Source organism: Clostridium formicaceticum, from assembly GCF_001854185.1.
Taxonomy (GTDB): Bacteria; Bacillota; Clostridia; order Peptostreptococcales; family Natronincolaceae; genus Andreesenella; species Andreesenella formicacetica.
Window position 1 is genome coordinate 468,162 of sequence record NZ_CP017603.1, and the last position, 21,632, is coordinate 489,793.

At 36.5% G+C, this 21,632-nt stretch carries 16 protein-coding genes and 1 riboswitch; of the genes, 2 read left to right on the forward strand and 14 right to left on the reverse strand.

The features are described from left to right. Positions 1-6 precede the first annotated feature (6 nt). The 4 genes from BJL90_RS02110 to addB all read right to left on the reverse strand — a co-directional run bounded on the left by BJL90_RS02110 (position 7) and on the right by addB (position 8,617). Positions 7-474 (reverse strand): chemotaxis protein CheX, encoded by a 468-nt coding sequence (locus BJL90_RS02110; RefSeq protein ID WP_081562188.1) that lies wholly within the window; start codon positions 472-474, stop codon positions 7-9. 227 nt (positions 475-701) lie between these two features. Next, the gene (locus BJL90_RS02115; protein WP_070963859.1) at positions 702-1,277 is read right to left on the reverse strand and encodes a xanthine phosphoribosyltransferase; all 576 of its coding nucleotides are present in this window, start codon (positions 1,275-1,277) and stop codon (positions 702-704) included. A 131-nt stretch (positions 1,278-1,408) separates the two neighbouring features. After that, positions 1,409-1,510, reverse strand: a riboswitch (purine riboswitch). 137 nt (positions 1,511-1,647) lie between these two features. Beyond that, positions 1,648-5,223 (reverse strand): helicase-exonuclease AddAB subunit AddA, encoded by a 3,576-nt coding sequence (gene addA / locus BJL90_RS02120; RefSeq protein ID WP_070963860.1) that lies wholly within the window; start codon positions 5,221-5,223, stop codon positions 1,648-1,650. Continuing rightward, complete coding sequence (gene addB / locus BJL90_RS02125; protein ID WP_070963862.1) at positions 5,186-8,617, reverse strand: helicase-exonuclease AddAB subunit AddB; 3,432 nt, start codon at positions 8,615-8,617, stop codon at positions 5,186-5,188. Before addB ends, addA begins: the two co-directional genes overlap by 38 nt. A 245-nt stretch (positions 8,618-8,862) precedes the next feature. On the opposite strand from addB, the gene BJL90_RS02130 reads away from it, so the two are divergent. After that, entirely contained in the window at positions 8,863-9,036 is a 174-nt protein-coding gene (locus tag BJL90_RS02130; RefSeq protein ID WP_070963863.1) for an asparagine synthase, read from the forward strand. 37 nt (positions 9,037-9,073) lie between these two features. Here the strand turns inward: BJL90_RS02130 and BJL90_RS02135 are convergent, their stop codons facing one another. Continuing rightward, complete coding sequence (locus BJL90_RS02135) at positions 9,074-10,045, reverse strand: 3'-5' exoribonuclease YhaM family protein (protein ID WP_236905007.1); 972 nt, start codon at positions 10,043-10,045, stop codon at positions 9,074-9,076. A 206-nt stretch (positions 10,046-10,251) separates the two neighbouring features. Between BJL90_RS02135 and BJL90_RS02140 the strand changes: the two genes are divergently transcribed. Continuing rightward, the gene (locus BJL90_RS02140; protein WP_070963867.1) at positions 10,252-10,827 is read left to right on the forward strand and encodes a rubrerythrin family protein; all 576 of its coding nucleotides are present in this window, start codon (positions 10,252-10,254) and stop codon (positions 10,825-10,827) included. A gap of 296 nt (positions 10,828-11,123) precedes the next feature. Here the strand turns inward: BJL90_RS02140 and BJL90_RS02145 are convergent, their stop codons facing one another. From BJL90_RS02145 to BJL90_RS21765, 9 genes are all read right to left on the reverse strand, one after another. Further along, complete coding sequence (locus BJL90_RS02145; RefSeq protein WP_169824186.1) at positions 11,124-12,032, reverse strand: phosphatidylserine decarboxylase; 909 nt, start codon at positions 12,030-12,032, stop codon at positions 11,124-11,126. Between the two features lie 252 nt (positions 12,033-12,284). Then, positions 12,285-12,863 carry an orotate phosphoribosyltransferase gene (gene pyrE, locus BJL90_RS02150; protein WP_070963868.1) on the reverse strand — a complete coding sequence of 193 codons (579 nt, stop codon included), beginning with the start codon at positions 12,861-12,863 and terminating at the stop codon, positions 12,285-12,287. Between the two features lie 231 nt (positions 12,864-13,094). Continuing rightward, positions 13,095-14,015 (reverse strand): dihydroorotate dehydrogenase, encoded by a 921-nt coding sequence (locus tag BJL90_RS02155; RefSeq protein WP_070963870.1) that lies wholly within the window; start codon positions 14,013-14,015, stop codon positions 13,095-13,097. Then, complete coding sequence (locus BJL90_RS02160; RefSeq protein WP_070963872.1) at positions 14,012-14,782, reverse strand: dihydroorotate dehydrogenase electron transfer subunit; 771 nt, start codon at positions 14,780-14,782, stop codon at positions 14,012-14,014. The genes BJL90_RS02155 and BJL90_RS02160 overlap by 4 nt, the downstream gene beginning before the upstream one ends. Then, on the reverse strand, positions 14,779-17,991 hold the full coding sequence (carB, locus tag BJL90_RS02165; RefSeq protein ID WP_070963874.1) for a carbamoyl-phosphate synthase large subunit: 3,213 nt from the start codon (positions 17,989-17,991) through the stop codon (positions 14,779-14,781). Before carB ends, BJL90_RS02160 begins: the two co-directional genes overlap by 4 nt. Further along, positions 17,970-19,055 carry a carbamoyl phosphate synthase small subunit gene (locus BJL90_RS02170; RefSeq protein WP_070963875.1) on the reverse strand — a complete coding sequence of 362 codons (1,086 nt, stop codon included), beginning with the start codon at positions 19,053-19,055 and terminating at the stop codon, positions 17,970-17,972. The genes carB and BJL90_RS02170 overlap by 22 nt, the downstream gene beginning before the upstream one ends. A gap of 53 nt (positions 19,056-19,108) precedes the next feature. Continuing rightward, positions 19,109-20,035 carry an orotidine-5'-phosphate decarboxylase gene (pyrF, locus tag BJL90_RS02175; protein WP_070963877.1) on the reverse strand — a complete coding sequence of 309 codons (927 nt, stop codon included), beginning with the start codon at positions 20,033-20,035 and terminating at the stop codon, positions 19,109-19,111. After that, entirely contained in the window at positions 20,032-21,336 is a 1,305-nt protein-coding gene (locus BJL90_RS02180; RefSeq protein WP_070963879.1) for a dihydroorotase, read from the reverse strand. Before BJL90_RS02180 ends, pyrF begins: the two co-directional genes overlap by 4 nt. Positions 21,337-21,433: 97 nt before the next feature. Beyond that, entirely contained in the window at positions 21,434-21,607 is a 174-nt protein-coding gene (locus tag BJL90_RS21765; protein WP_156778689.1) for a hypothetical protein, read from the reverse strand. Positions 21,608-21,632 lie beyond the last annotated feature (25 nt).

The window sequence follows — 21,632 nt, forward strand, 5'->3', positions numbered from 1 at the left end:
TTTAACTTAATTCTTTTCTAATCCTATATTGACCTCTATTTTTCCATCCTGCGTTTGAATGTCTACAGCTAATATCTCAAGGGGACTTATTCCTATAGATAACGCTTCACCAAAAATAATAGAAGGTGGCGTGATATCAAATACAATCTCTTTACTTGAAAGCATAGTAGCAGCACTTCCCGTAATCATATTTGTTAACTCTGCCACTGCACTTATAGCCATCTCATCCATTTCCTCTACTGGCATTCCCATCATCATTTTAGATACCAGTTTTTTTGCAGTATTATTAGAAAATGAATAACAAATATTTCCTCTTAACTCCCCTATTAATTCGATGACTGAGGTAATTTCTAAATCTACCTGCATGTCTTCTTTTTTTCTCAACTGTCCTTTTTGAATATTCTCTACCCCAAATTGCATTAAAACCAACTCCACAGATTCTAAAAATGGGTCAATATATTCTATTTTCGTCACTTCGCTCTACCTCCTTCAAATGTGGTTATTTATCTTTGGTTTCTCGGATTAACGATCTATATTATTTTTTCTTATCTATTTTTCTCTTATTATATTTTACACTATTCTACATTTTTTTCCAACGAAACAAAAAAATAAAGATCTTTTTATGAAGATTACCTGCAAGCGAGCCCTTCATAAAAAGATCTTTTAATTCAAATTTAAAGACATCTATGGGTATGATGCGTTTATTTATCGCTAAAAATTACCTTACCATCTATCATAGCATCAATCGTAGCAAGGGCATGTACCTCTACATTGGCTTCTCTCAATATTTTGCCACCTTCTTGAAAACCCTTTTCAATCACAACACCTGCTGCAACTAAATTAGCGCCAGAAGCATCCACAATTTCTTTTAAACCCAGTATAGCTTGTCCATTCGCTAAAAAGTCATCAAGAATTAATATATCATCTTCCTTAGCAATATATCGCTTTGAAACCCTAATTTTATAATGTTTTCCCTTTGTATAGGAGTAGACCTTACCTTCATAGGTTTCTTGATCCAAATTTTTTGATTCTGTCTTTCTAGCAAAAACCACCGGTACATCAAAATATTGTGCTGCTATTGCCGCTATCGCAATACCAGAAACCTCCGCCGTTAATATTTTGGTAATCTTTCTATCTTGAAAGACTCTTCTAAATTCTTTACCGATCTCATTTAATAACCCAATATCTAGTTGGTGATTTAGAAAGTTATCCACCTTTAAAATATTCCCCTCTAAGACCCTACCATCCTCCATAATTTTCTTTTTTAATAACTCCATTGTCCTCCTCCTTCATACAATTATCCTGTCATTACCATAAAAGAAAAGACCCGCAGAAATTTTCTACGGATCTTGGAATAGATTTATTTATAAGATGCTAAAAGCAACACGTATGATAAGTATTTGCTTTAACACCAAAACAAATCTCCCGTAGTCAGACCATTTACGGTAGTCTGGTAGAAACTGTTGGACCCTATCTCCAAAATTATACGAGAATTTATAAAATGAGACTTCATTCAAAGGGAGGTTTTACACCCACTGAATTACAGTCGAATTACTTTGAGAATGTAATGCTTCATCTCTTGCTTATTCATTTTTAAAAAATATAGTTTATTGTAGCTTATTTATTGAAAGAAATCAAGCATTTTTCCTAGAGTTTTACCCCTTGATCTATATCAAATAAATACAAATAACTCTCCTTAATACTTTTTCCTGTAATTTTTTCTAATGCCTCCCTATAAAGTTCTAGTTGTACCTCATACTTTTTCTTGATTTCCTCAGAAGTATTTACAACGCTATCGCTCTTATAATCTATCAGCACCAACCCATCTTCCTCTTGAAAATAACAGTCAATGATCCCTTGTACCAATAATGTTTCCTCACATCCCTGTAACCCCTCAATAACATCCTTTGCCTTTTTCTTTATATTGAAAGGAACTTCCCGATAAACTTTTGTGGCCTTCAACATTCTTTTCCCCAATTCACTTTTAAAGTAGCCTTCTATCTTGGGAACTTCAACTGTCATAGCTTCCTCTTCTGTCAGAAGCTCCTTGACGATCATCCATTGAATCTGTTCTTCGATATTGTTGTTTTTTTCTATTTCTTTTAAATCTATATGCTGCAATACAAAATGTAAAATGGTCCCTCGCTCTGCTGCTGTGAAGGTTTTTGTACTTTCTAAAAATTTAGGCCTTCTTACTAATGTAGGAATTTTATAGCCCATACTCTCCATCGTAGCCATCCTGGACTTTTTGATTTCTGAAACGGATAATTTAGAAGGTATTGTAGTGGCTGCTCTGTGGGGATAACTCCAATTGAGGACTTGATCTATCTTGCTTTTATAAGAGGTTAGTATCTCTTTAGGATCATGCTTTAACTTCTCTTTTATTTCCTCTTCTTTATCTGTTTTTTCCTGCTTCTCCAAACCTATATCTTTACGACTCAATAGATGAACCTTAAATTTGGTATTATCTTCAAACAGCTTTTCCGGTTCCAGCTTTATTTTTGCTATTTCCCTTAAAACTTTTCCCTTAGGATGCTTTGTCAATACCATACCTATCCAGTCCAAATAGTTTCTAGCAGATGTCAACATATAAGTGTTTGTGTTTTTGCTCCACTTTTCTACCTGTCTAGAAAGCTTTTTAGTAGATCCTATTAAAATCAGCTTATCTACCGCCCTTGTCAAAGCTACGTACAGAATTCTCATTTCCTCTGACAAACTTTCAATTTTGATTTTATTCTTCATGGCTAACTTTGCTATTGTATCTCTATAGGTTCTTAGTTTTATATCGGTAAATTTAGGCCCTAATCCTAAATCCTTATGCAGCAGTAAATCAGCATGAACATCCCTTAGATTAAAATTTTTTCCCATCCCTGCCAAAAACACCACTGGAAATTCTAACCCTTTGCTTTTGTGGACACTCATGATCCGCACTACATTATCCTTCTCCCCTAGTACCTTTGCAACCCCCATATCTCCTTTGCTACTTTCGAGTTTTTCTATAAATTTTATAAAATTAAAAAGTCCCTTTACAGAGGTTTTCTCAAATTGGCTTGCACGATTTAGTAACATCCTGAGATTCGCCTGTTTTTGTTTTCCTCCTGGCATAGCCCCTACATAATAAAAGTAACCTGTATCTATAAAGAGTTTCCATATCAGTTCATCTGTCTTCATGAACCGTGCTTCATCTGCCCATTCTGTTAAACGAGCTAAGAAGCTTTTTACTTTTATCGCTAAAGAATTTTGGTTATTTTCTATATAAGTCAGTACTGCATCAAAAAAACTAACTTCCTTTTGGCACACCCTTATCTCAATGAGCTCCTCTAAGGTAAATTTGCCTATTGGAGATCGCATAACACTTAATAAGGGGAGGTCTTGTCTTTTATTATCAATGATCTTCAACAAATTCATAAACATGCTAATTTCCACCGCCTCAAAATACCCAGCATTCACATCTGCGTAGACCGGAACATTTTCAGCAGTCAAGGTCTCTAAAAAGATTTGTGCCCAATTTTGTGTTGTTCTCATGAGTATTACAATATCTTTATAAAGGATATTTCTGTATCTTTTTTCTTCAGGATCATAAATTTTCTCCTTTAATAATTCTCTAATTCTTTTAGCCACCATAGCAGCTTCTACTTCTATATCCTCTAATTCCTCTATTTCTTCCTCTAATTCCTCTTCTACCTCCAGGTCCTTCTCTATGATATTTACTTCGATGGAGGCATCCTCCATAGGTTCAAAGCTTCCTCCTTGATAAAGATACGCTTCTTTATTATAATCGATTTCTCCTAAGGCTTTCGACATAATGTTGCGAAAGATGAAATTCACTCCGTCTAAAATTTCTCCTCTACTTCTAAAGTTTTTAGCTAAATGAATTTTTCTATAAAGGGCTTCTTCCTCCAGCTGGTAACCTTCATATTTATCGATAAACAAGGTTGGATCTGCCAATCTAAATCGATAAATACTTTGTTTTACATCTCCCACCATGAATAAATTATTTTCTCTTTTTATAAAACCAATCAAGGTTTCTTGTACAATATTACTATCTTGGTATTCGTCTATAAAGATATATTCAAATCTATCACGGTATTCTCCTGCCGCCTTCTCATTTTCTAAAATTTCTAAAGCATAATGTTCTAAATCATTAAAATCAACAATTCCCCGTTCTCTTTTTTTCTCCGCATAAATTCTTTCAAAATCTACCACCATGTCATACAAATAAATCATCAATGGGTGTAGTGCCTTTAAATCCTCCACATATTCTTCAGGGCTGAGGAGAAAAATATCTTTTTTAATGCTTTTTATAATATCCTTGCTCTTATCTCTTAAATCCTTTACAGCTTCTTTAAGGACCTCGTCTACCTCCTGCTTTCCTCTGCTGAAAGCTTTGTGTTTAAAGTTCTCGATATCCCTATAAAATGTTCTAATACCTTTCTCCAGACCCTGTCGTAGTCCCTCTATTTGCTTAAGGTCATCCTGAATCGCTTCCAAATATTTATAGGGTCCCTGTGGTTTATTGCAGATTTTTTCAGCCTCCTTCAGCAAATCTACTGCTGCCTTTAGACCGATAAGAATGCTTCGTTTCATGGTATTCACCCATGGGGTTTCTTCAAAATTTTCTAAATCTACATTAAAGTCTTCTACTTTCTCCCTAAGCCACTGATAAGGCTTAGGTTGACTTTGTATAAAATGGTATACCTTTAAAATCAAATTTTGTAGAGGTTCATCCTCTCTTGTGCCACCAAAGGTCTCCACCAGTTCAATAAAGGTGGTATGGTTTTTTTCATATTCTTCTTCCAACAACTCTTCTATCACTTCTAATTGTAATATATCTATTTCTGTTATATCCCCTATACGAAAAGTAGGATCGATATCGATAAAATGAAAGTGTTTTTTTACCACTTCTATACAAAAAGCATGTACCGTCATGATAGAAGCCTTATTTAACAAAGTCATCTGCCTTCTTAAATGTTCCTCGTTATCATTTTTCTTCTCCAGCTCCTTCACAATGGCATCAGCAATTCTCTCCCTCATTTCTCCTGCAGCAGCATTAGTAAAGGTTACAATCAATAGCTTGTCTATATCTATCTTGTCCTGCAGAATCATTTTAATAATCCTCTCCACCAGTACCGCTGTTTTTCCAGAACCAGCAGCTGCTGCAATTAAAAGGTTACTCCCTCTAGCTTCAATCGCTGCTTTTTGTTCCTTCGTCCATTGCTTCATTCTGTTTTTCCTCCTTTCCTTGTCGTATTTTTTCTAGTACTTCCTCTGAAGTTAGAGCTTTTATGTTTTTGTAGTTATTATCATGAAATGCAGTATCAAACTGGCAGATTCCTCCATAAGCACAATACTCACAGGATACCTGTTTTCCGTTTTTGCAGGGTTGAATTTCCACATTGCCCTTTAAAATTTCTTTACCAATTTCTTTCATGATATTTTTCACATGGATCATTAGATTTTTAAAATCTTCTTCCGTAGCCACTGAGGACTTTTTCCCCACCGTTTCATCTTGGTTTAAGGATACAGGAATAATATTAGAATACTTTTCTATTGCATTGTCCATTCCCTTGATTACTTTTAAGTCCTTTAAAACCAGACCTTTCATTTTAAGCGCTTTATTTATTTCCGTTTCTATTTTTTCAACTGCTTTATCTGTTGTTTTTATCAGTGGATCATCAATTTTAAAATAAAAAACACCTGCTGGATAATTTTTACCCTTTTTCCACTGGTTCTTTAAAGCCATCACCGCCTCCAAGTAGACCATAAGCTGTAGCTGAATACCATAATAAACATCTGATAAGCTAAAATCTTTGTTGCCGGATTTATAATCAATCACTTTGAAGTAATTGCCCTCTTCATCCTCTAGGATATCTACACGATCGATCCTTCCTTCAAGAATAATTTTTTCTCCATCATCTAACTCTATGACAATACCAGGAATGGTACAGCCTTCACCAAAAACAACCTCGTGGTCATAAGGGATAAAATCTCCTTTTTTAATATGTTGCACTAAAGTCCACAAAGCTTTTTTACTAATCCGGGTTAAACGATTGATTAGGTATTTATAGCGATGGGTACTTAACATCACCCCATGTTCAAAATCCTGTGCCAGTTGCTGCATGATTTCCTCCATCATTGCATCGCTTTCTGTTTGTTCCATGTCTATCCAGTTGATCTTCTTTTCCTTTGTAAGTTTTGCAAATTTCTCCATAGAATCATGAAATAGCTTCCCAACATCCGGTGCCTTTAAGGCATATTCCCTTCTCTCCTTGGGTTTTAGCCCATAGGCAATAAAGTGAGCAAAGGGACATTTCACAAAGGTTTCTAACCTTGATACACTGGTTTTAATGGGACTGCTGTCATATAACCCCCTTACTCTTCCTCTATCTATATATCTTACCTGGTTTTCATGGAAAAGTCCTTCAATCATCATGTTTTTTTTCTCTTGCCATTGGGGTTGATGGTAGTACCAGTGATAAACATCCCACCATAAATCCTCCATAGGTTTATCTTCTACGTGCAAACGCAGATTTTCCGTTAGGTATTTAAAAGTACTGGTGGGTGTAGCCACTAGATGCAACTGGTTTTCTATGGTATTTATAATATCTCCCCCTATCATAAGCTGTGGAAATATTTTTTTAAAGCGATCTATTAATATAGAAGGTCTCTTTGCCCTGCCTTCTTCATCCCCTACGGCGAAGCTTATCCATAAATATTCCTGAGGCTTTGTGAAGGCAGAATAGATAGAAAAGTTCTGTTGAAACAATTTTGTTTCTCCACTGACACTTAACTCCATTCCAGTAGCTTCTAAAACTTTTCTCTCATGGTCTAAAAGAATTCCCTCTTCCTCCTGTAAAGAGGGTAAAATACCGTCATTCACTGCCGCTACAAAGAGGGCTTTGATATCGTGACTTCTGGAACGATCTATGTTTCCTACCAACACTTGATCAATGGTGGAGGGAATTACACCGATTTCACAGGCAGAAAAACCAGATTCTAATATTCTATAGTACTTTTTTATAGAAATTTTACTCTCGTCTAATATTTCATAGATTTGATCAAAGATCTCCATAACTGTATTCCAGATTTGTGTGTTTTCATTGACATAATCAAATCTTCCTTCCTCCCTTAATATCTTAATCCATTCTTCTAATTTTTCCTCAATTCTCATTTCCTGTAGGAAGGTAAAAAGTGCTTTTGTTATTTCTTTAGAGGTTTTATCTTTTTTTATTTTCCTATGAAACTTGCTTAGAGGGCGTATAAGCTTTTCTCTCATTTCATTAAGCCGTAAAAGTTTTTCTTCATCTTCTCCCTTTTTAAAGGGTTGCAGCCACTGTTCCCCTCTAATTCCGTATCTTAATACATAATTTTCAAGAATTTCCTCTTCTTCCTTCGTTAAATCAGTAAAACCAGTTTTCATTAATCTGAACATTTCTTTGTACTGGTAATTTTTCAAAGCTGTTTCTAATGCTGCTAAAATAAATTCAATAATAGGATTGTTCATAATGCTTCTTTTCTCATCGATAAAATAAGGTATCCCATATTCCTCAAAGACTCTTTTTATTATACCGCTATAAGCTTCAAAAGCCCCTGAAACTACTGCAATATCTTTGAATCTATAACCTCTTTCTCTTACCAAGGCTATAATTTCTGCGGCAATATGCTCCACCTCTGTATAGGGATTCAATCCAGCAAAAACCTTTATATTTTCTACTTCCTTAGTAAATTGACGGTAAGGATAGGAAAAAAATTCTTCTTCTATGTGGGCGATTTCCTTCGATCTTTTCATCTCTTGTCTTTTGTCAAGGTCTAAGTTCACTACCTTCTCTTCAATCATTAATTGATGAGCTATTTTCTTTATTTTTAAATAAGTATTTTGAGGAACTTGAAACAAATCCTTTTCCCTTTCTTTTCCTCGCAACGCTAATGTAAAAGTAACATGTACTTCTCTTGCCTTTAGTAGTAATTTTTCAATGATTTTTAGGGTTGGGGGGGTAAAAACATGAAAGCCATCGATCCATATCTCCGCCTCCTCCAAAAAACTTGCCTTCTCAATATTCTCCATAAATAGGTTTAGATGATCTTCACTATCCACATAGCGGTTTTCTAAATATCTAGAAAACTCATGATAAATCAAAGCTATATCCGATAACTTCATTTTTAGAATACTGTCCTCTTGAATTTCATCTATAACGCTATTTAAATCTAAGGGACTAATATCATATTGTTTTAATTCACAGATCATATCATTTAATTTAGCTATAAACCCCTCCTGCTTTGAGGTGTTCTTATAGACCGTTAGAAGGCTGCCCTTTTCATCCAATATTTTTTTTATGATCATGCTCTTCCCCACTGTATTTACAGGTACCTTTGTCAATCCTCCTACTTCATTGAAAACCCTGTGGGCAAGCCTTGTAAAGCTTAGTACTTCCGCCTGCATGATGCCATTCAGTTGCTGCTTCTCTATTAAATCTCGTTCTGCTTGTAGAGTAAATTGCTCTGGTGTAATTAAAATCAAAGGATGTTTTACCTGCTGCTGCAGCCTCTCTTTGATTTGATTTAATACGTAAAAACTCTTTCCAGTTCCTGCTCTCCCGGTAATATAGGTTATCCCCATTTGTTTCACCTCTTTTATATAAATAAATCATATCATAACCAACATTATATCATAATACAATATCCTCTTCATTGATCTCTAATAACCTATACTAAACCATGATTATCATCTTACTGGATAAAGTTTTTTATGAAACAGAAGTAAGTTGCTATATTTTGAATTTTTTCCATTGATTAGATGAAATAATAATGAAAAGTTAATAGCATACTAATACTGCTATCCAAAATCTTAAGGAGGGATTTTTTATGAAAATGCAAGAAGGATTAATCCCAACTGTTTTAGGTACAGCGGTTACTGCAACAGGGACAATTATGTCAAAGAAAAAGGTACAGCCGATTGTAGCAGCCGGTATTATAGGCTTTGGATTAGCGCATGTGGTTTTAGGTGCTATCGATCTGATAGAGCACCGGGATCAGTAGACATGCTTTTGGAAATAGAGAAGAATAGATTTCTTCTCTATTTTTTATAGTATTCTGTCCCCATATTCCACAGCCTTCTTGTAAAGGTTTCCTCCTCTTCTGTATCCTCTTTTATAAAAGATAAAATACTTTCAACATCCCCTGACATTTTATCTGCTTGATGTAAGATTTGTGCTTCTACTGTCTTAGGCAAAACTGGTGAACCAAACTCTAAACTTCCATGATGTCCTAGTATACCATTTAGAATTACCAGCTTATCTTCTTCAGGAAAATCGTCTATCTCATTGATAGCATTCAATGTATAGTGAGCCCCTAGAAAAATATGTCCAATCATCATGCCTTCCTCCGTCAAGCCTAACGCTGGTAATGCTTTGTATTCCATCATTTTTCCCCAGTCATGCAACATTGTCATAACAAACAATCTATCCGTTTGATGTTGTGACAGCTTTTTTGTGCTAGCTACTGTATTCACGAGCTTTAATACCTCAAGGGTATGATGTAATAGACCATGATAAAAGTTATGATGTACTTTTCTAGCAGCTGGATAGGTACAAAATTTTTCATAGTTTTCTGTTGAAAAAATCATCTTGTCTATAAGCTCTTTTAAATGAGGTGTTTCTATTCTATTATGGAAATATTCTAAGCCTTTTTTCATACTTTCAAATTCCCAGGGACTCGTAGGAATAAGGTCCTTGATAGATACTTTATCACTGCTGACCCTTTCAATATTTCTAATGGTTAATTGCAATTGTCCTGCGTACTCCCCCACCTGTCCTTGTATCTGAACAATCTCGTAGGGCTGAAAACTTTTAAACTTTTCTTCGTGCTCTTCATAATCCCAATACTTGGCTTCCATTGCCTTAGATGCATCCTGAATGATGATATCCGCATACTTTTTGTCTGTCTTTGTAGTCTTCACTTTAATCTCTGATAATAATACTACTGCCTCTATAGTTTCATTCAATAATTTTGAAGATAGATCTTTTAATTGTTTAATATGCACAAACATCTCCCCCACTTTCTTTTTTTATCCTATATTTACATTCTATTTTTCCCTCTTCTTTCCTTTAAAATAATAAAATTTAAAAATTACACTATATTTTTTTATCTTCTTTGTTTAAAATATAGTTTGCAGGGTAAAAAGAGCTATGGGATTATTCTTAAGCCTTGCAAATACATAAAATAAATTTATAAGAATTTGAGGAGGAGATAGTAATGAATGAAATGACATCAACAAACTTAAAATCTGCTTTCGGTGGAGAAAGTATGGCGCATATGAGATATTTACAATGGAGTGCAGCAGCGAAAAAAGAAGGTTTCCCAAATGTTGCAAATCTTTTTACCGCTGTAGCTTATGCAGAGCAGGTACATGCAGCAAATCACTTTAGAGAATTGAAAAATGAAGTAGGAGACGCTGCCGTTACTGCTGGCGCAGGTTTTGGTATGACAAATACTTCTGAAAACCTTCAAGGGGCCATCGATGGTGAAAATCATGAAGTAGAACAAATGTATCCTGCTTTTATCGCTGTAGCTGAACTGCAAGCTGAAAAAGGTAGCATCCGATCCTTTCAATTTGCTCTAGAAGCAGAAAAAACCCATGCCGTTCTATTTGCAAATGCTAAAACAGCTGTAGACGCTGGTAAAGATTTTGCTGAAAATACTGTTCATGTATGTAATGTCTGTGGCTATACTTTAACAGGAGCGTTAGAAAGCGACTGCCCAGTGTGTAAAGTAAAGACTGACAAGTTCACAACTTTTAGTACAGAAGCCAGCTGTTGTTCTTGCTGCTAATCCTTGCAAATATTTATCATGCAGATATATATAAATGCGCCTATGAATTTTTATATGCTAAGGGCTACGTTTTTTAGTCAAGGCGAAACCGTAGATCGTGTATATTAAAATTCAAGTTTAAGGGCGTGCACCTATATAAGCAAATGACTAACAACTATCATTTTGCATCAGTAATAAAAAAAGGTTGAGGAAAATGAAATTTTCCCAACCTTTTTCATGTTTTTAATTTTACAATATAATATCCCATCTCTGAGTGTTGGTATAAACGGATGTTTCAGGTGGGTAAAACAAGTTCACTATTTTTTTATACCTATTTTTTCCCCTACATGTACTTTTGTTTCAATGCCTTGTTGTGTATTTTCAATAAGATCCCTATCGATTTTTATTCTATTAGGTTGTAAGAAGAGAATAACAGTAGAACCACCAAATTTAAAATATCCTTTTTCTTCTCCTTTTTTCACAGTCTGTCTTGGATGAAAGGTTTGAATAATGGAGCCTACAAAGGTAGCACCAACCTCCACCATCAAAACCCTTCCAAAATTATATGAATCAAAAACAGTAAACTCCCTTTTATTTTGACAGTATAAAGAAGTAATTTTCCTTAAAGCTATGGGATTCACTGAATAATATCCACCAGCAATTTTTGTAGCATGTTCAGGTACACCCTCGTCAGGGAAATGAAAGCGGTGATAATCAGCTGGGCTTAGCCTGACGGTGATACAGGCTCCGCCTTGATACTCCGCTGCTAATCCTTTATTTTGCAAAAGCTCCTCAAGACAATATTCCTGTCCTTTGATTTGTAATACTCTTTTCCTATGGATGTTTTCATAAGCCATTACCCTGCCATCGGCAGGAGAAACAAATACTTTTTCATCCATACATATGGGTCTTGCTTCTTTTTTTAATCTTCTTATAAAAAACTCATTGAAGTTTTTATAGGAGGATGGATCTTCATTTTCTGCTTCCTGCATATCAATATCCAATTCCTTTATAAAGGAAGCAATTTTCCTTCTGCTTATAGGTAAATCCTGCATTTTACCATAAATAACAGAAAGGAATTTTTTCTTTATCAGTATTTCCAACATACTACTGCCTAGTTTTGTTTCATGCATCCATCTTAAATAGCGTCCCCCTGCTACTACTTCTTCTTTCTTTGCCCCTGTTTTTCTATCTATATAATAAATCACGATTTTATCATCCTTCATAATAATTTTTCCTATTATTATATCAACAAATTTCTTTTCTTAATAGGGGTCTTTAAAATGATTTAATATTTAAAATATATGCTCCTCTACATCTCAATATAATATATATTATTATAATAAAGTTGAAGGATCTGGCAATTTGAGGCTAATAAGACTATTAGCTATCGCAAGATCCTTCTCTATCCTCAGAGCCACAACTTAGGAGGGCTTTTAAAAAAAGTCACCTTAAGCTAACACCCGTCGTAACGATATTTATAATTTTCTACTGCCTGGTTTTACTAAAGGAAGCTTTCCTTCTTTGCAAATAGCACATTCTTCAGCATCATAAGAAACTACTTCTGTAGATAAGGCTGCCCTTAGTTTTGTGCCAAAATCGATGCTTCCATTACTTCTATCTACTAAAACCGCCACACCTACTACTTCTCCTTCTTGTTCTTTTACGATGTCTATCACTTCTCTGACAGATCCCCCTGTAGTAATAACATCTTCTGCTACTAAAACCCTCGCTCCCTTTGGAATGCTAAATCCTCTACGCAAGGTCATTTTGCCGTTTTCCCTTTCTGCAAAAAGGTTTTTGGCTTTTAGCTGTCTCGCCAACTCATAAGAAAAGATAATTCCTCCCATTGCTGGTCCTATAACGATGTCTATTTGATCCCCTTGAAATTCTTTTGCTAAACCCTTTGCTATTTCCGCTGTATATTCTGGATACTGTAATATTTTTGCACATTGCATATATTGGTTACTATGTCGTCCTGAGGTTAATAAAAAGTGTCCTTGTAATAACACCTCTGATTTTTCTAAGATTTCTATAACTCTTTCCTTTGTTAACATTTTAAATCCTCCTATTCATATTTAGTTCTATATTAAGGCGACCACAGGTCGCCCCTAGATTCGTCTCAACAAATTTGTGTAGGTACCTCTGATATCTATAAGGAAGCCCTGTAGTCGCCTACGTTGATTTCAACGAGGTTATGTAGATATTTCTAGTATCTGTAGGGGCGACCTGTGGTCGCCCGTTGTTTGTTACCTATCACATTCTACGTCAATTTTGAAGCAATAACATTAAATTCTCTCATACAACTTTCCTCTTACTTCTTCAATACTTTGAAGTGCATACTGCTCTAAGTAATCTTCTATCCCTTCTAGTACATCCATAGTAGCCATTGGATTCGTAAAATTAGCCGTTCCTACCGCCACACCTGTGGCCCCTGCCAATAGAAACTCCACTGCGTCTTCCCCTGTCATAATGCCTCCCATGCCTATAATAGGAATATCTACAGCCTGTGCCACCTGATACACCATTCTTACCGCTACCGGCTTGATGGCCGGCCCTGAAAGACCTCCTACTACATTGGCTAAGATTGGCTTTCTTTTATGAATATCTATTGCCATTCCTGTTAAAGTATTGATTAGGGATAAGGCATCTGCCCCTCCGGCTACAGCAGCTCTAGCTATTTCTGTAACATCTGTTACGTTAGGTGTTAACTTTACAATAAGAGGTTGTTTGGTATATTTTTTCACTTCTTTTGTAACATACTCCGCCATTTGTGGATCTGTACCGAAGCATACACCGCCCTCCTTCACATTTGGACAAGAGATGTTGAGTTCCAGCATATCGACATCTTCTGAGGCTAGTCTTTCTGCTACTGCACAATATTCCTCCACTGTCTTACCAGCTATATTTACGATAATTTTTGTATCATATTTTCTTAAAAAAGGAATATCTTTTTCAATAAATTCCGCTACACCAGGATTCTGCAAACCGACACTATTTAACATTCCTCCATAGGTTTCCGCCACTCTAGGGGTAGGATTTCCCTTCCAGGCTGTACTAGAAACCCCTTTTACCACTACAGCCCCTAGTTTATTTAAATCTACAAATTCTCCATATTCTCTACCACTACCAAAGGTGCCAGAGGCTGTCATCACAGGGTTCTTAAGTTCTATACCTGCTATATTTATTTTTAAATTAGGTTTCATCATTCCCAAATCACCTCATCCCTTAAGAAAACTGGACCATCTTTGCATACCCTTGTGTTTTCCCAATCATTTGTTTCTTTCTTTACTGTCTTGCAGGTACATACCAAACAAGCCCCTATGCCACAAGCCATCCTCTCCTCTAGAGATAGTTCAGCAGGTATTTCCTTTTCTTTTGCCCACGCTGCCACTGCCTTTAACATAGATTTAGGACCACAGCTATAAATCATAGCTGCCCTTGGATCATCTTTTTCCAATAACTCCAGCACATTACCCTTATGGCCATAGGAACCATCTTCTGTAGCTACATAAACTTTAGCTCCAAGCTTCTCAAAGTCCTCTATTAAAATTGGATTGCATCGAAACCCTAAATAGACGCTTGTATTTCCCTTTAAATGTTTTACTAGTTCTAACAGTGGCGGGGCTCCAATGCCTCCACCGATGACAATATTTTCTCTTACCTTTCCGTCTATTGTAAATCCATTTCCCAAGGGACCTAAGACTTTCACTTCGTCATTCGCCTGCATTTTTGATAGTTTTTTCGTGCCTTCTCCTACAACAGCGTAAATCAATCTTGTCGTAGCTTCTTCTCGATTTATTTCACAAATACTAATAGGTCTTGGCAATAAATGTCGTCCATCTTCACAATATAGATTTACAAATTTCCCGGGAAAACCCTCTATCGTTAATTCTTTCGACAATAATATCATTTCATAAATTTCAGGAACAACTTCTCTATTGCTTAAAATTTTTACCTTTCCTATAGTTTTCATGCAATTCCTCCTAAATCTACAATATCAACTTCTTCTATGGTAATATTGCTTTCCATGATCTCTAACATGGCCTTTACTGTATCTAAAGATGTCAATACATTGACAGAAGTCTCTAAAGCAGTTCTTCGAATTCTAAAACCATCTCTTTTTACATCATGTCCTCTTGTAGGTGTATTGATCACCAATTCTACCATGCCACTTCGAATAGCATCTAATATATTTGGTACCCCTTCACTGATTTTTTTAACTTCAGTGGTAGGAATTTGATGTTTTTCTAAGAAGTTTTTCGTGCCTTCTGTTGCCATGAAAGCATAACCTTTTTCAGCAAAGCGTCTTCCTAATTCAACAAATTCTTCCTTATCATAATCCTTCAAGGTAACTAAAATTTTCCCTTCTTTTTTCGGCATTTTTATACCTGCTGCTATAAAACCTTTATATAGTGCCTCTGTCAATGTCTCTCCTATTCCTAAAACTTCTCCAGTTGATTTCATTTCTGGCCCTAGACTCATCTCCACTAGCGGTAGTTTTTCTGTAGAAAACACCGGTACCTTTACAGCTACCAATTCTGCCTCTGGATAAACCCCTGTGCCATAGCCAAGCTCTTGTAACTTTTCCCCCAGCATGGCCTTGGTAGCAAGAGCAATCATTGGCACCCCTGTTACTTTACTGATAAAAGGTACTGTTCTACTGGAACGTGGATTTACTTCGATGACATAGACTTCCTTCTGAAACTCTACGAATTGTATATTGATCATTCCCTTTACCTTTAGCGCTATGGCAATGGATTTTGTATAATCTAAAATTTTGTTTTTGATTTCTTCAGAGACGTTTTGGCTAGGATAGATGGATATACTGTCTCCTGAATGTACGCCAGCCCTCTCTAAATGCTCCATAATACCGGGAATCAGTATTTCTTCCCCATCACATATAGCATCTACCTCTATTTCTCTTCCTATTAAATAACGGTCGATGAGAACAGGGTTTTTGGTATCTCGGATAAAAGCGTCTTTTAAATAGCGCTTTAATTCTTCTTCTCCATAGGTAATTTCCATCCCCTGACCTCCTAATACATAGGAAGGTCGCACCAACACAGGGTAGCCTACCTTTTCGGCTTCTTTGATCCCTTCTTCTATGGAGGTTACTGCCTTACCCTGTGGTCTAGGTATATTTAATCTTTCCATTAAATCATCGAATTTTTCCCGATCTTCTGCTGTATCAATCTCTTCTGGTTTTGTACCTAAGATAGGTATGTTCATCTCCCTAAGAAATTTTGCTAATTTGATAGCGGTTTGTCCACCAAATTGTAGTATCACACCCTCTGGTTTTTCTTTTTCTACGATGTTTAGTACATCTTCCTCTGTCAAAGGCTCAAAGTATAGTTTGTCAGAAATGTTGAAGTCGGTACTTACGGTTTCAGGATTGTTGTTTACAATAATGGTTTCTATGCCAGCCTCCCTTAAGGCTAAAATACTGTGGACGGAACAGTAGTCAAATTCTATACCCTGTCCTATTCTTATGGGTCCAGAACCAATAACCATCACTTTTTTTCTATCACTTGTCTCGACTTCATCGATTTCATCATAGGTGGAATAATAGTAAGGGGATACTGCTTCAAACTCTCCTCCACAGGTATCTACCATCTTATAAACTGGCTTCATGTTCCACTTGCATCTTCTGCGATAGACCTCTTGAGGATTACAGCCTACTAAATCCGCAATTCCTTTGTCCGAGAATCCTTTTCGTTTTAATACCTTCATCCAAGCTTCTGTGATGTCTTCCAGACCTACTTCCTTTAGCCTCTTTTCTTCTACTACGATCCCCATTATTTTTTCCATAAAGAATCTGTCTATGCCGGTGATCTCACATACCTTTTCTGCTCTATAATTTCTTCTTAGCAGTTCTGCTATATCGAAGATTCTTTCATCATTAGGTGTTACGACGCTTTTCTTTAATTCTTCTGTGGTCTTTTCTTTAGAAGATTTCCTCTCCAGGGTATACTGCCCTATTTCCAGGGAACGTATCCCCTTTAACAGCGCCGCTTCAAAGGTGTTGCCAATAGCCATAATTTCCCCTGTTGCCATCATCTTTGTTCCTAAGGTTCTATTGGCACCGTGGAATTTATCAAAGGGCCATTTAGGAATTTTTACAACAACATAGTCTAAAGTTGGTTCAAAACAAGCGTAGGTTTTTTCTGTTACTGCATTTTTTATCTCATCCAAGCCATAGCCAAGAGCGATTTTAGCAGCTACTCTAGCTATAGGATAGCCAGTTACCTTAGAAGCTAAGGCAGAGGAACGACTCACCCTAGGATTGATTTCTATGACTGCATACTCAAAGCTCTTAGGGTTTAAAGCAAATTGTACATTGCATCCCCCTTCTATTTCAATCGCATTGATAATATCAATGGAGGCGGTTCTTAACATTTGGTATTCCTTGTCAGAAAGGGTTTGAGAGGGAGCCACTACGATACTATCACCGGTATGAATCCCTACTGGGTCGATGTTTTCCATATTACATACAGTAATACAGTTGCCGTTTTTATCCCGCATTACCTCGTATTCAATTTCCTTCCAACCCTTGATACTTTTTTCTAATAGTACTTGTCCCACTCTACTCATCTGTAAACCTGAAGTTAAAATTTCCTTCAGTTCTACCTCATTGTCGGCTATACCACCGCCGGTACCCCCAAGGGTATAGGCTGGTCTTACAATCACCGGATACCCAACTTTATTAGCAAATTGAAGACCGCCTTCTATGGTTGTGATGATTTCACTTTCTACTACCGGCTGTTGAATTTCCTCCATCAATGCTTTAAAGATTTCTCTATCTTCTCCCTTTTTGATGGACTCAATGGGGGTGCCTATGATATTTACATTGTATTTTTCTAATATACCTTGATCATAAAGTTCTACTGCAAGATTTAGTCCTGTTTGTCCTCCCATGCCTACCAACAGACTATCAGGTTTTTCCTTGGCAATTACTTTTTCTACAAAGTCAAGGGTCAGTGGTTCTATATAGATTTTATCTGCTACTTCTCTATCTGTCATGATGGTGGCAGGATTACTGTTGATCAATACAACTTCTACTCCTTCTTCTTTTAACGCCCCACAGGCCTGGGTGCCTGCATAGTCAAACTCTGCTGCTTGACCTATAATGATAGGACCTGATCCGATTACTAATACTTTCTTTATGCTATAGTCTCTTGGCATTTGTATTCCCCCTCTAAAACTTCCATAAATTTGTCAAATATATATGCTGTGTCCTGTGGTCCTGGAGATGCTTCAGGGTGAAACTGTACACTGAATATAGGTAAAACTTTGTGTTGCATTCCTTCTATAGTATTATCATTTAAATTGATATGGGTAATGAGGATATCTTTCGGTTGGTTTTCCTTTTTCACCACATAGCCATGATTCTGTGAGGTGATATAAACCTTATTGTTCATGATATCCTTCACAGGATGATTACAGCCACGGTGACCAAACTTGAGTTTTTCTGTATCTCCTCCCAAACTTAGTGCCAAAAGCTGATGCCCTAAACAAATTCCAACGATAGGTTTTTTCCCTATGAGTTTTTTTATAGTTTCAATGGTACCTGTTAGAGCCTTAGGGTCCCCAGGGCCATTGGATAAAAAGATGCCATCTGGATTGATCTTTAAAATTTCTTCTGCTGTTGCAGTAGCCGGAAAAATCGTCATTTTACAGTTTCTTTTTTTAAAGGATCTTATGATATTTTCCTTAATACCAAAATCCATCATAGCAATATGCTTGCCTGTACCTTCTATGGTATGAATCTGCTGTGTTGTCACCTGCTGTACTGCATCATCATTGTGAAATGCCTCTAATTTCTCATGGATGATTTCTTCCTTTAAATCTTCAGTGGTTATTATACCCTTCATGGTTCCATAATTTCTAAGAATTTTTGTTAAAGCTCTTGTGTCTATTCCTTCCAGACCCATGACCTTTGCTTCTTTTAAATAACCATCTAAATCCATTTCACAACGCCAGTTGCTAGGCACAGTGGCTCTTTCCCTCACAATAAATCCCTTTACTTTTGGAGAAGAGGATTCTACGTCCTCTAGGTTAATGCCGTAGTTTCCAATAAGCGGGTAGGTCATGACTACCATTTGCCCAAAGTAAGAAGGATCTGTAAGAATTTCCTGGTATCCTGTCATACCGGTGTTGAAAACCACTTCCCCTACAGCTTCTTTTATATATCCAAAGGCTTTCCCTTCAAAAACAGTGCCATTTTCCAAAATCAATTTTGCCTTCATATATTTCGCCCCTTTTTTAAAAATAAGTCTTGTATTTGTCCAACCAAAAAAACTTATCTAAAGATCTGCTGTAAATCTTTCTTCATATCTAACGCAGCTTCTCTTGCTGCTAGGTAAAATTCTTTTTCACTAAACTTTGACTGATAGGGTTGTTTTTGGTGGGCTGCGATGATTCCTCTAGAGGAATTGATGATTGCCCCTAATCCATCTTCATTAAAATATCCTTTTAAGTCTTTAGCAGTGGCTCCCTGTGCACCATATCCCGGTACCAAGAAGTAAGTCTTTGGCATGATACCTCGAAGTTTTTCTGCCTGCTGAGGATGGGTGGCTCCTACTACTGCTCCTATGGCGCTATAGCCTCTTTTTCCTATCAGAGATTGCCCCCATTGATCCACCATTTTCCCTACCCTTTCATAAAGTTTTTCTCCACCTACATCTAGGTCCTGTATCTCTCCACTATTGGGGTTGGAGGTCTTCACTAGAATAAACAGACCTTTATCATAATTTTTACAATGCCCTATATAGGGTTCGATGGAGTCAGAACCAAGATAAGGGTTTAAGGTGATGCAGTCCTGTTGATAAACAGTATAGCTTTCTTCCTCCACCTTCACTTTTCCTATATGTCCATCTGCATAGGCTTCAGCTGTTGAAGTAATATCACTTCTTTTAATATCTCCTATGACCATCAGGCCCTTTTCTTTTGCGTATTGAAGGGTATCTATATAAGCCTGCATACCTTCTGCTCCATATTGCTCATACATGGCAACCTGAGGCTTCACTGCTGGTACAATATCATAAATCCCATCAATAATCTTTTTATTGAATTCTAGAAAAGCTTTTGCTGCTGCCTTAGGGGTTTTTCCATAATTACTATAGGCTTCTTCCTTGATATATTGGGGTACAAAACTTAATCTAGGGTCTAATCCTACTACTGTAGGGTTTTGCGTTTCTTCAATTTTTGCTATTAATCGATCGATCATATTTTTTGGCCTCCTTCTATTAAACTACCATTTTCCACAATGATATTTCCTTCTACAATGGTATATTTTACTTTTCCTTTTACCTTTTTCCCATGAAAGGGTGTATTCTTTGCCTTTGAAACAAACTGGTTTTTATCTATAGGATAAGTCTCCTCAGGGTCTATGATGGTGATGTCTGCCATCTTTCCAATACCTAAAGTTCCTCTGTCTATTCCCAATAATTTTGCAGGATTACTGCTCATCAATTCAATCATCTGCATTGGTGTTAAAATTCCTTCCTCTACTAACTCTGTTATGGTTAAAGCTACAGCAGTTTCAAGTCCTACAATTCCAAAGGCTGCCTTCTCATAGGAAGTATTTTTATCTTTTTCGTGATGGGGTGCATGGTCCGTAGCAATCATGTCTATGATTCCATTTCTTAATGCTTCTCTGATGGCCTCTACATCCTCTTGGCTTCTTAATGGTGGGTTCATCTTGGTATTGGTATCCTCTGCTGTCACTACTTCTTCTGTCAGAGCAAAGTGGTGGGGACATACCTCTGCTGTCACAAATACCCCTTCGTCCTTTCCTTTTTTAAGGATTTCTACTGTTCCTTTTGTACTAATATGACAAAGGTGAAGTTTGGCACCCTTATCTTTTGCCAGTGCAATATCTCTAGCAGCAATTACTTCTTCAGAAGCACTAGGTATTCCTTGAATCCCCAATTCCCTAGAGCGCTTCCCTTCATTCATCACCCCTTTACCTGCAAGAGCATGATCCTCACAATGAGAAAACACTGGTATATTTAATTCTGCCGCCAATTTTAATGCTTCCTCCATAAGACGGGAGTTCATCACCGTTTTACCATCTTCACTGATACCACAGATGCCCCTTTTCACCATTTCTTTTATTTCTGCTAATTCCTCTCCAAGCTGTCCTTTTGTTATGGTTCCTATAGGAAGTACCTTCACCACAGCCTCCTTAGAAGCCTTATTAAGGATAAAATCTACAACCTTGGTGTTATCTATCACAGGATTTGTATTAGGCATACAACATATGCTGGTAAAACCTCCTATTGCTGCGCTTTTACTCCCTGTTTCTATAGTTTCTTTATACTCAAATCCAGGCTCCCTTAAATGTACATGTACATCAATGAGTCCTGGTACCACCCAACAACCTTTAGCATCAATCACCTTCTCCGCCGCTACCTCTATGTTTTTTGCAACAGCAGCAATTCTATGATCCTTTATAAGTACATCCTTCACTTCATCAATATTTGATATTGGATCTATCACCCTACCATTTTTTATCAGTAAACTCATTTCAAACACTCCTTTGGTTTTTCTTACTTTTATTTATCTTAACCAGAATTCTAAATAAAAAGGTCTACACACAACAAAAAGGACAATAAAGAGATTATTATCTTATCAATAATCCTTTTATTGTCCTTAATTTACTTAAGAATATATAAAAATAAGAAATAGCAACAGCAACACAAAATGGTTGGTTTTGTGCTTCATTCCTAGCCATATTATCTAGCTTTTTAGTTTCCTGTAACAATGCATCACAAAAAAGTCCAAATGTATAGATCATTTTTACTCATCCTTTCTGGCCTCAC

Bases quoted from the DNA above. Each gene is read 5' to 3' on its own strand.
- BJL90_RS02115 (WP_070963859.1), bottom strand. From the start codon at position 1,277: ATGGAGTTATTAAAAAAGAAAATTATGGAGGATGGTAGGGTCTTAGAG.
- addA (WP_070963860.1), bottom strand. From the start codon at position 5,223: ATGAAGCAATGGACGAAGGAACAAAAAGCAGCGATTGAAGCTAGAGGG.
- addB (WP_070963862.1), bottom strand. From the start codon at position 8,617: ATGGGGATAACCTATATTACCGGGAGAGCAGGAACTGGAAAGAGTTTT.
- BJL90_RS02130 (WP_070963863.1), top strand. From the start codon at position 8,863: ATGAAAATGCAAGAAGGATTAATCCCAACTGTTTTAGGTACAGCGGTT.
- BJL90_RS02135 (WP_236905007.1), bottom strand. From the start codon at position 10,045: ATGTTTGTGCATATTAAACAATTAAAAGATCTATCTTCAAAATTATTG.
- BJL90_RS02140 (WP_070963867.1), top strand. From the start codon at position 10,252: ATGAATGAAATGACATCAACAAACTTAAAATCTGCTTTCGGTGGAGAA.
- BJL90_RS02145 (WP_169824186.1), bottom strand. From the start codon at position 12,032: ATGAAGGATGATAAAATCGTGATTTATTATATAGATAGAAAAACAGGG.
- pyrE (WP_070963868.1), bottom strand. From the start codon at position 12,863: ATGTTAACAAAGGAAAGAGTTATAGAAATCTTAGAAAAATCAGAGGTG.
- BJL90_RS02155 (WP_070963870.1), bottom strand. From the start codon at position 14,015: ATGATGAAACCTAATTTAAAAATAAATATAGCAGGTATAGAACTTAAG.
- BJL90_RS02160 (WP_070963872.1), bottom strand. From the start codon at position 14,782: ATGAAAACTATAGGAAAGGTAAAAATTTTAAGCAATAGAGAAGTTGTT.
- carB (WP_070963874.1), bottom strand. From the start codon at position 17,991: ATGCCAAGAGACTATAGCATAAAGAAAGTATTAGTAATCGGATCAGGT.
- BJL90_RS02170 (WP_070963875.1), bottom strand. From the start codon at position 19,055: ATGAAGGCAAAATTGATTTTGGAAAATGGCACTGTTTTTGAAGGGAAA.
- pyrF (WP_070963877.1), bottom strand. From the start codon at position 20,035: ATGATCGATCGATTAATAGCAAAAATTGAAGAAACGCAAAACCCTACA.
- BJL90_RS02180 (WP_070963879.1), bottom strand. From the start codon at position 21,336: ATGAGTTTACTGATAAAAAATGGTAGGGTGATAGATCCAATATCAAAT.
- BJL90_RS21765 (WP_156778689.1), bottom strand. From the start codon at position 21,607: ATGATCTATACATTTGGACTTTTTTGTGATGCATTGTTACAGGAAACT.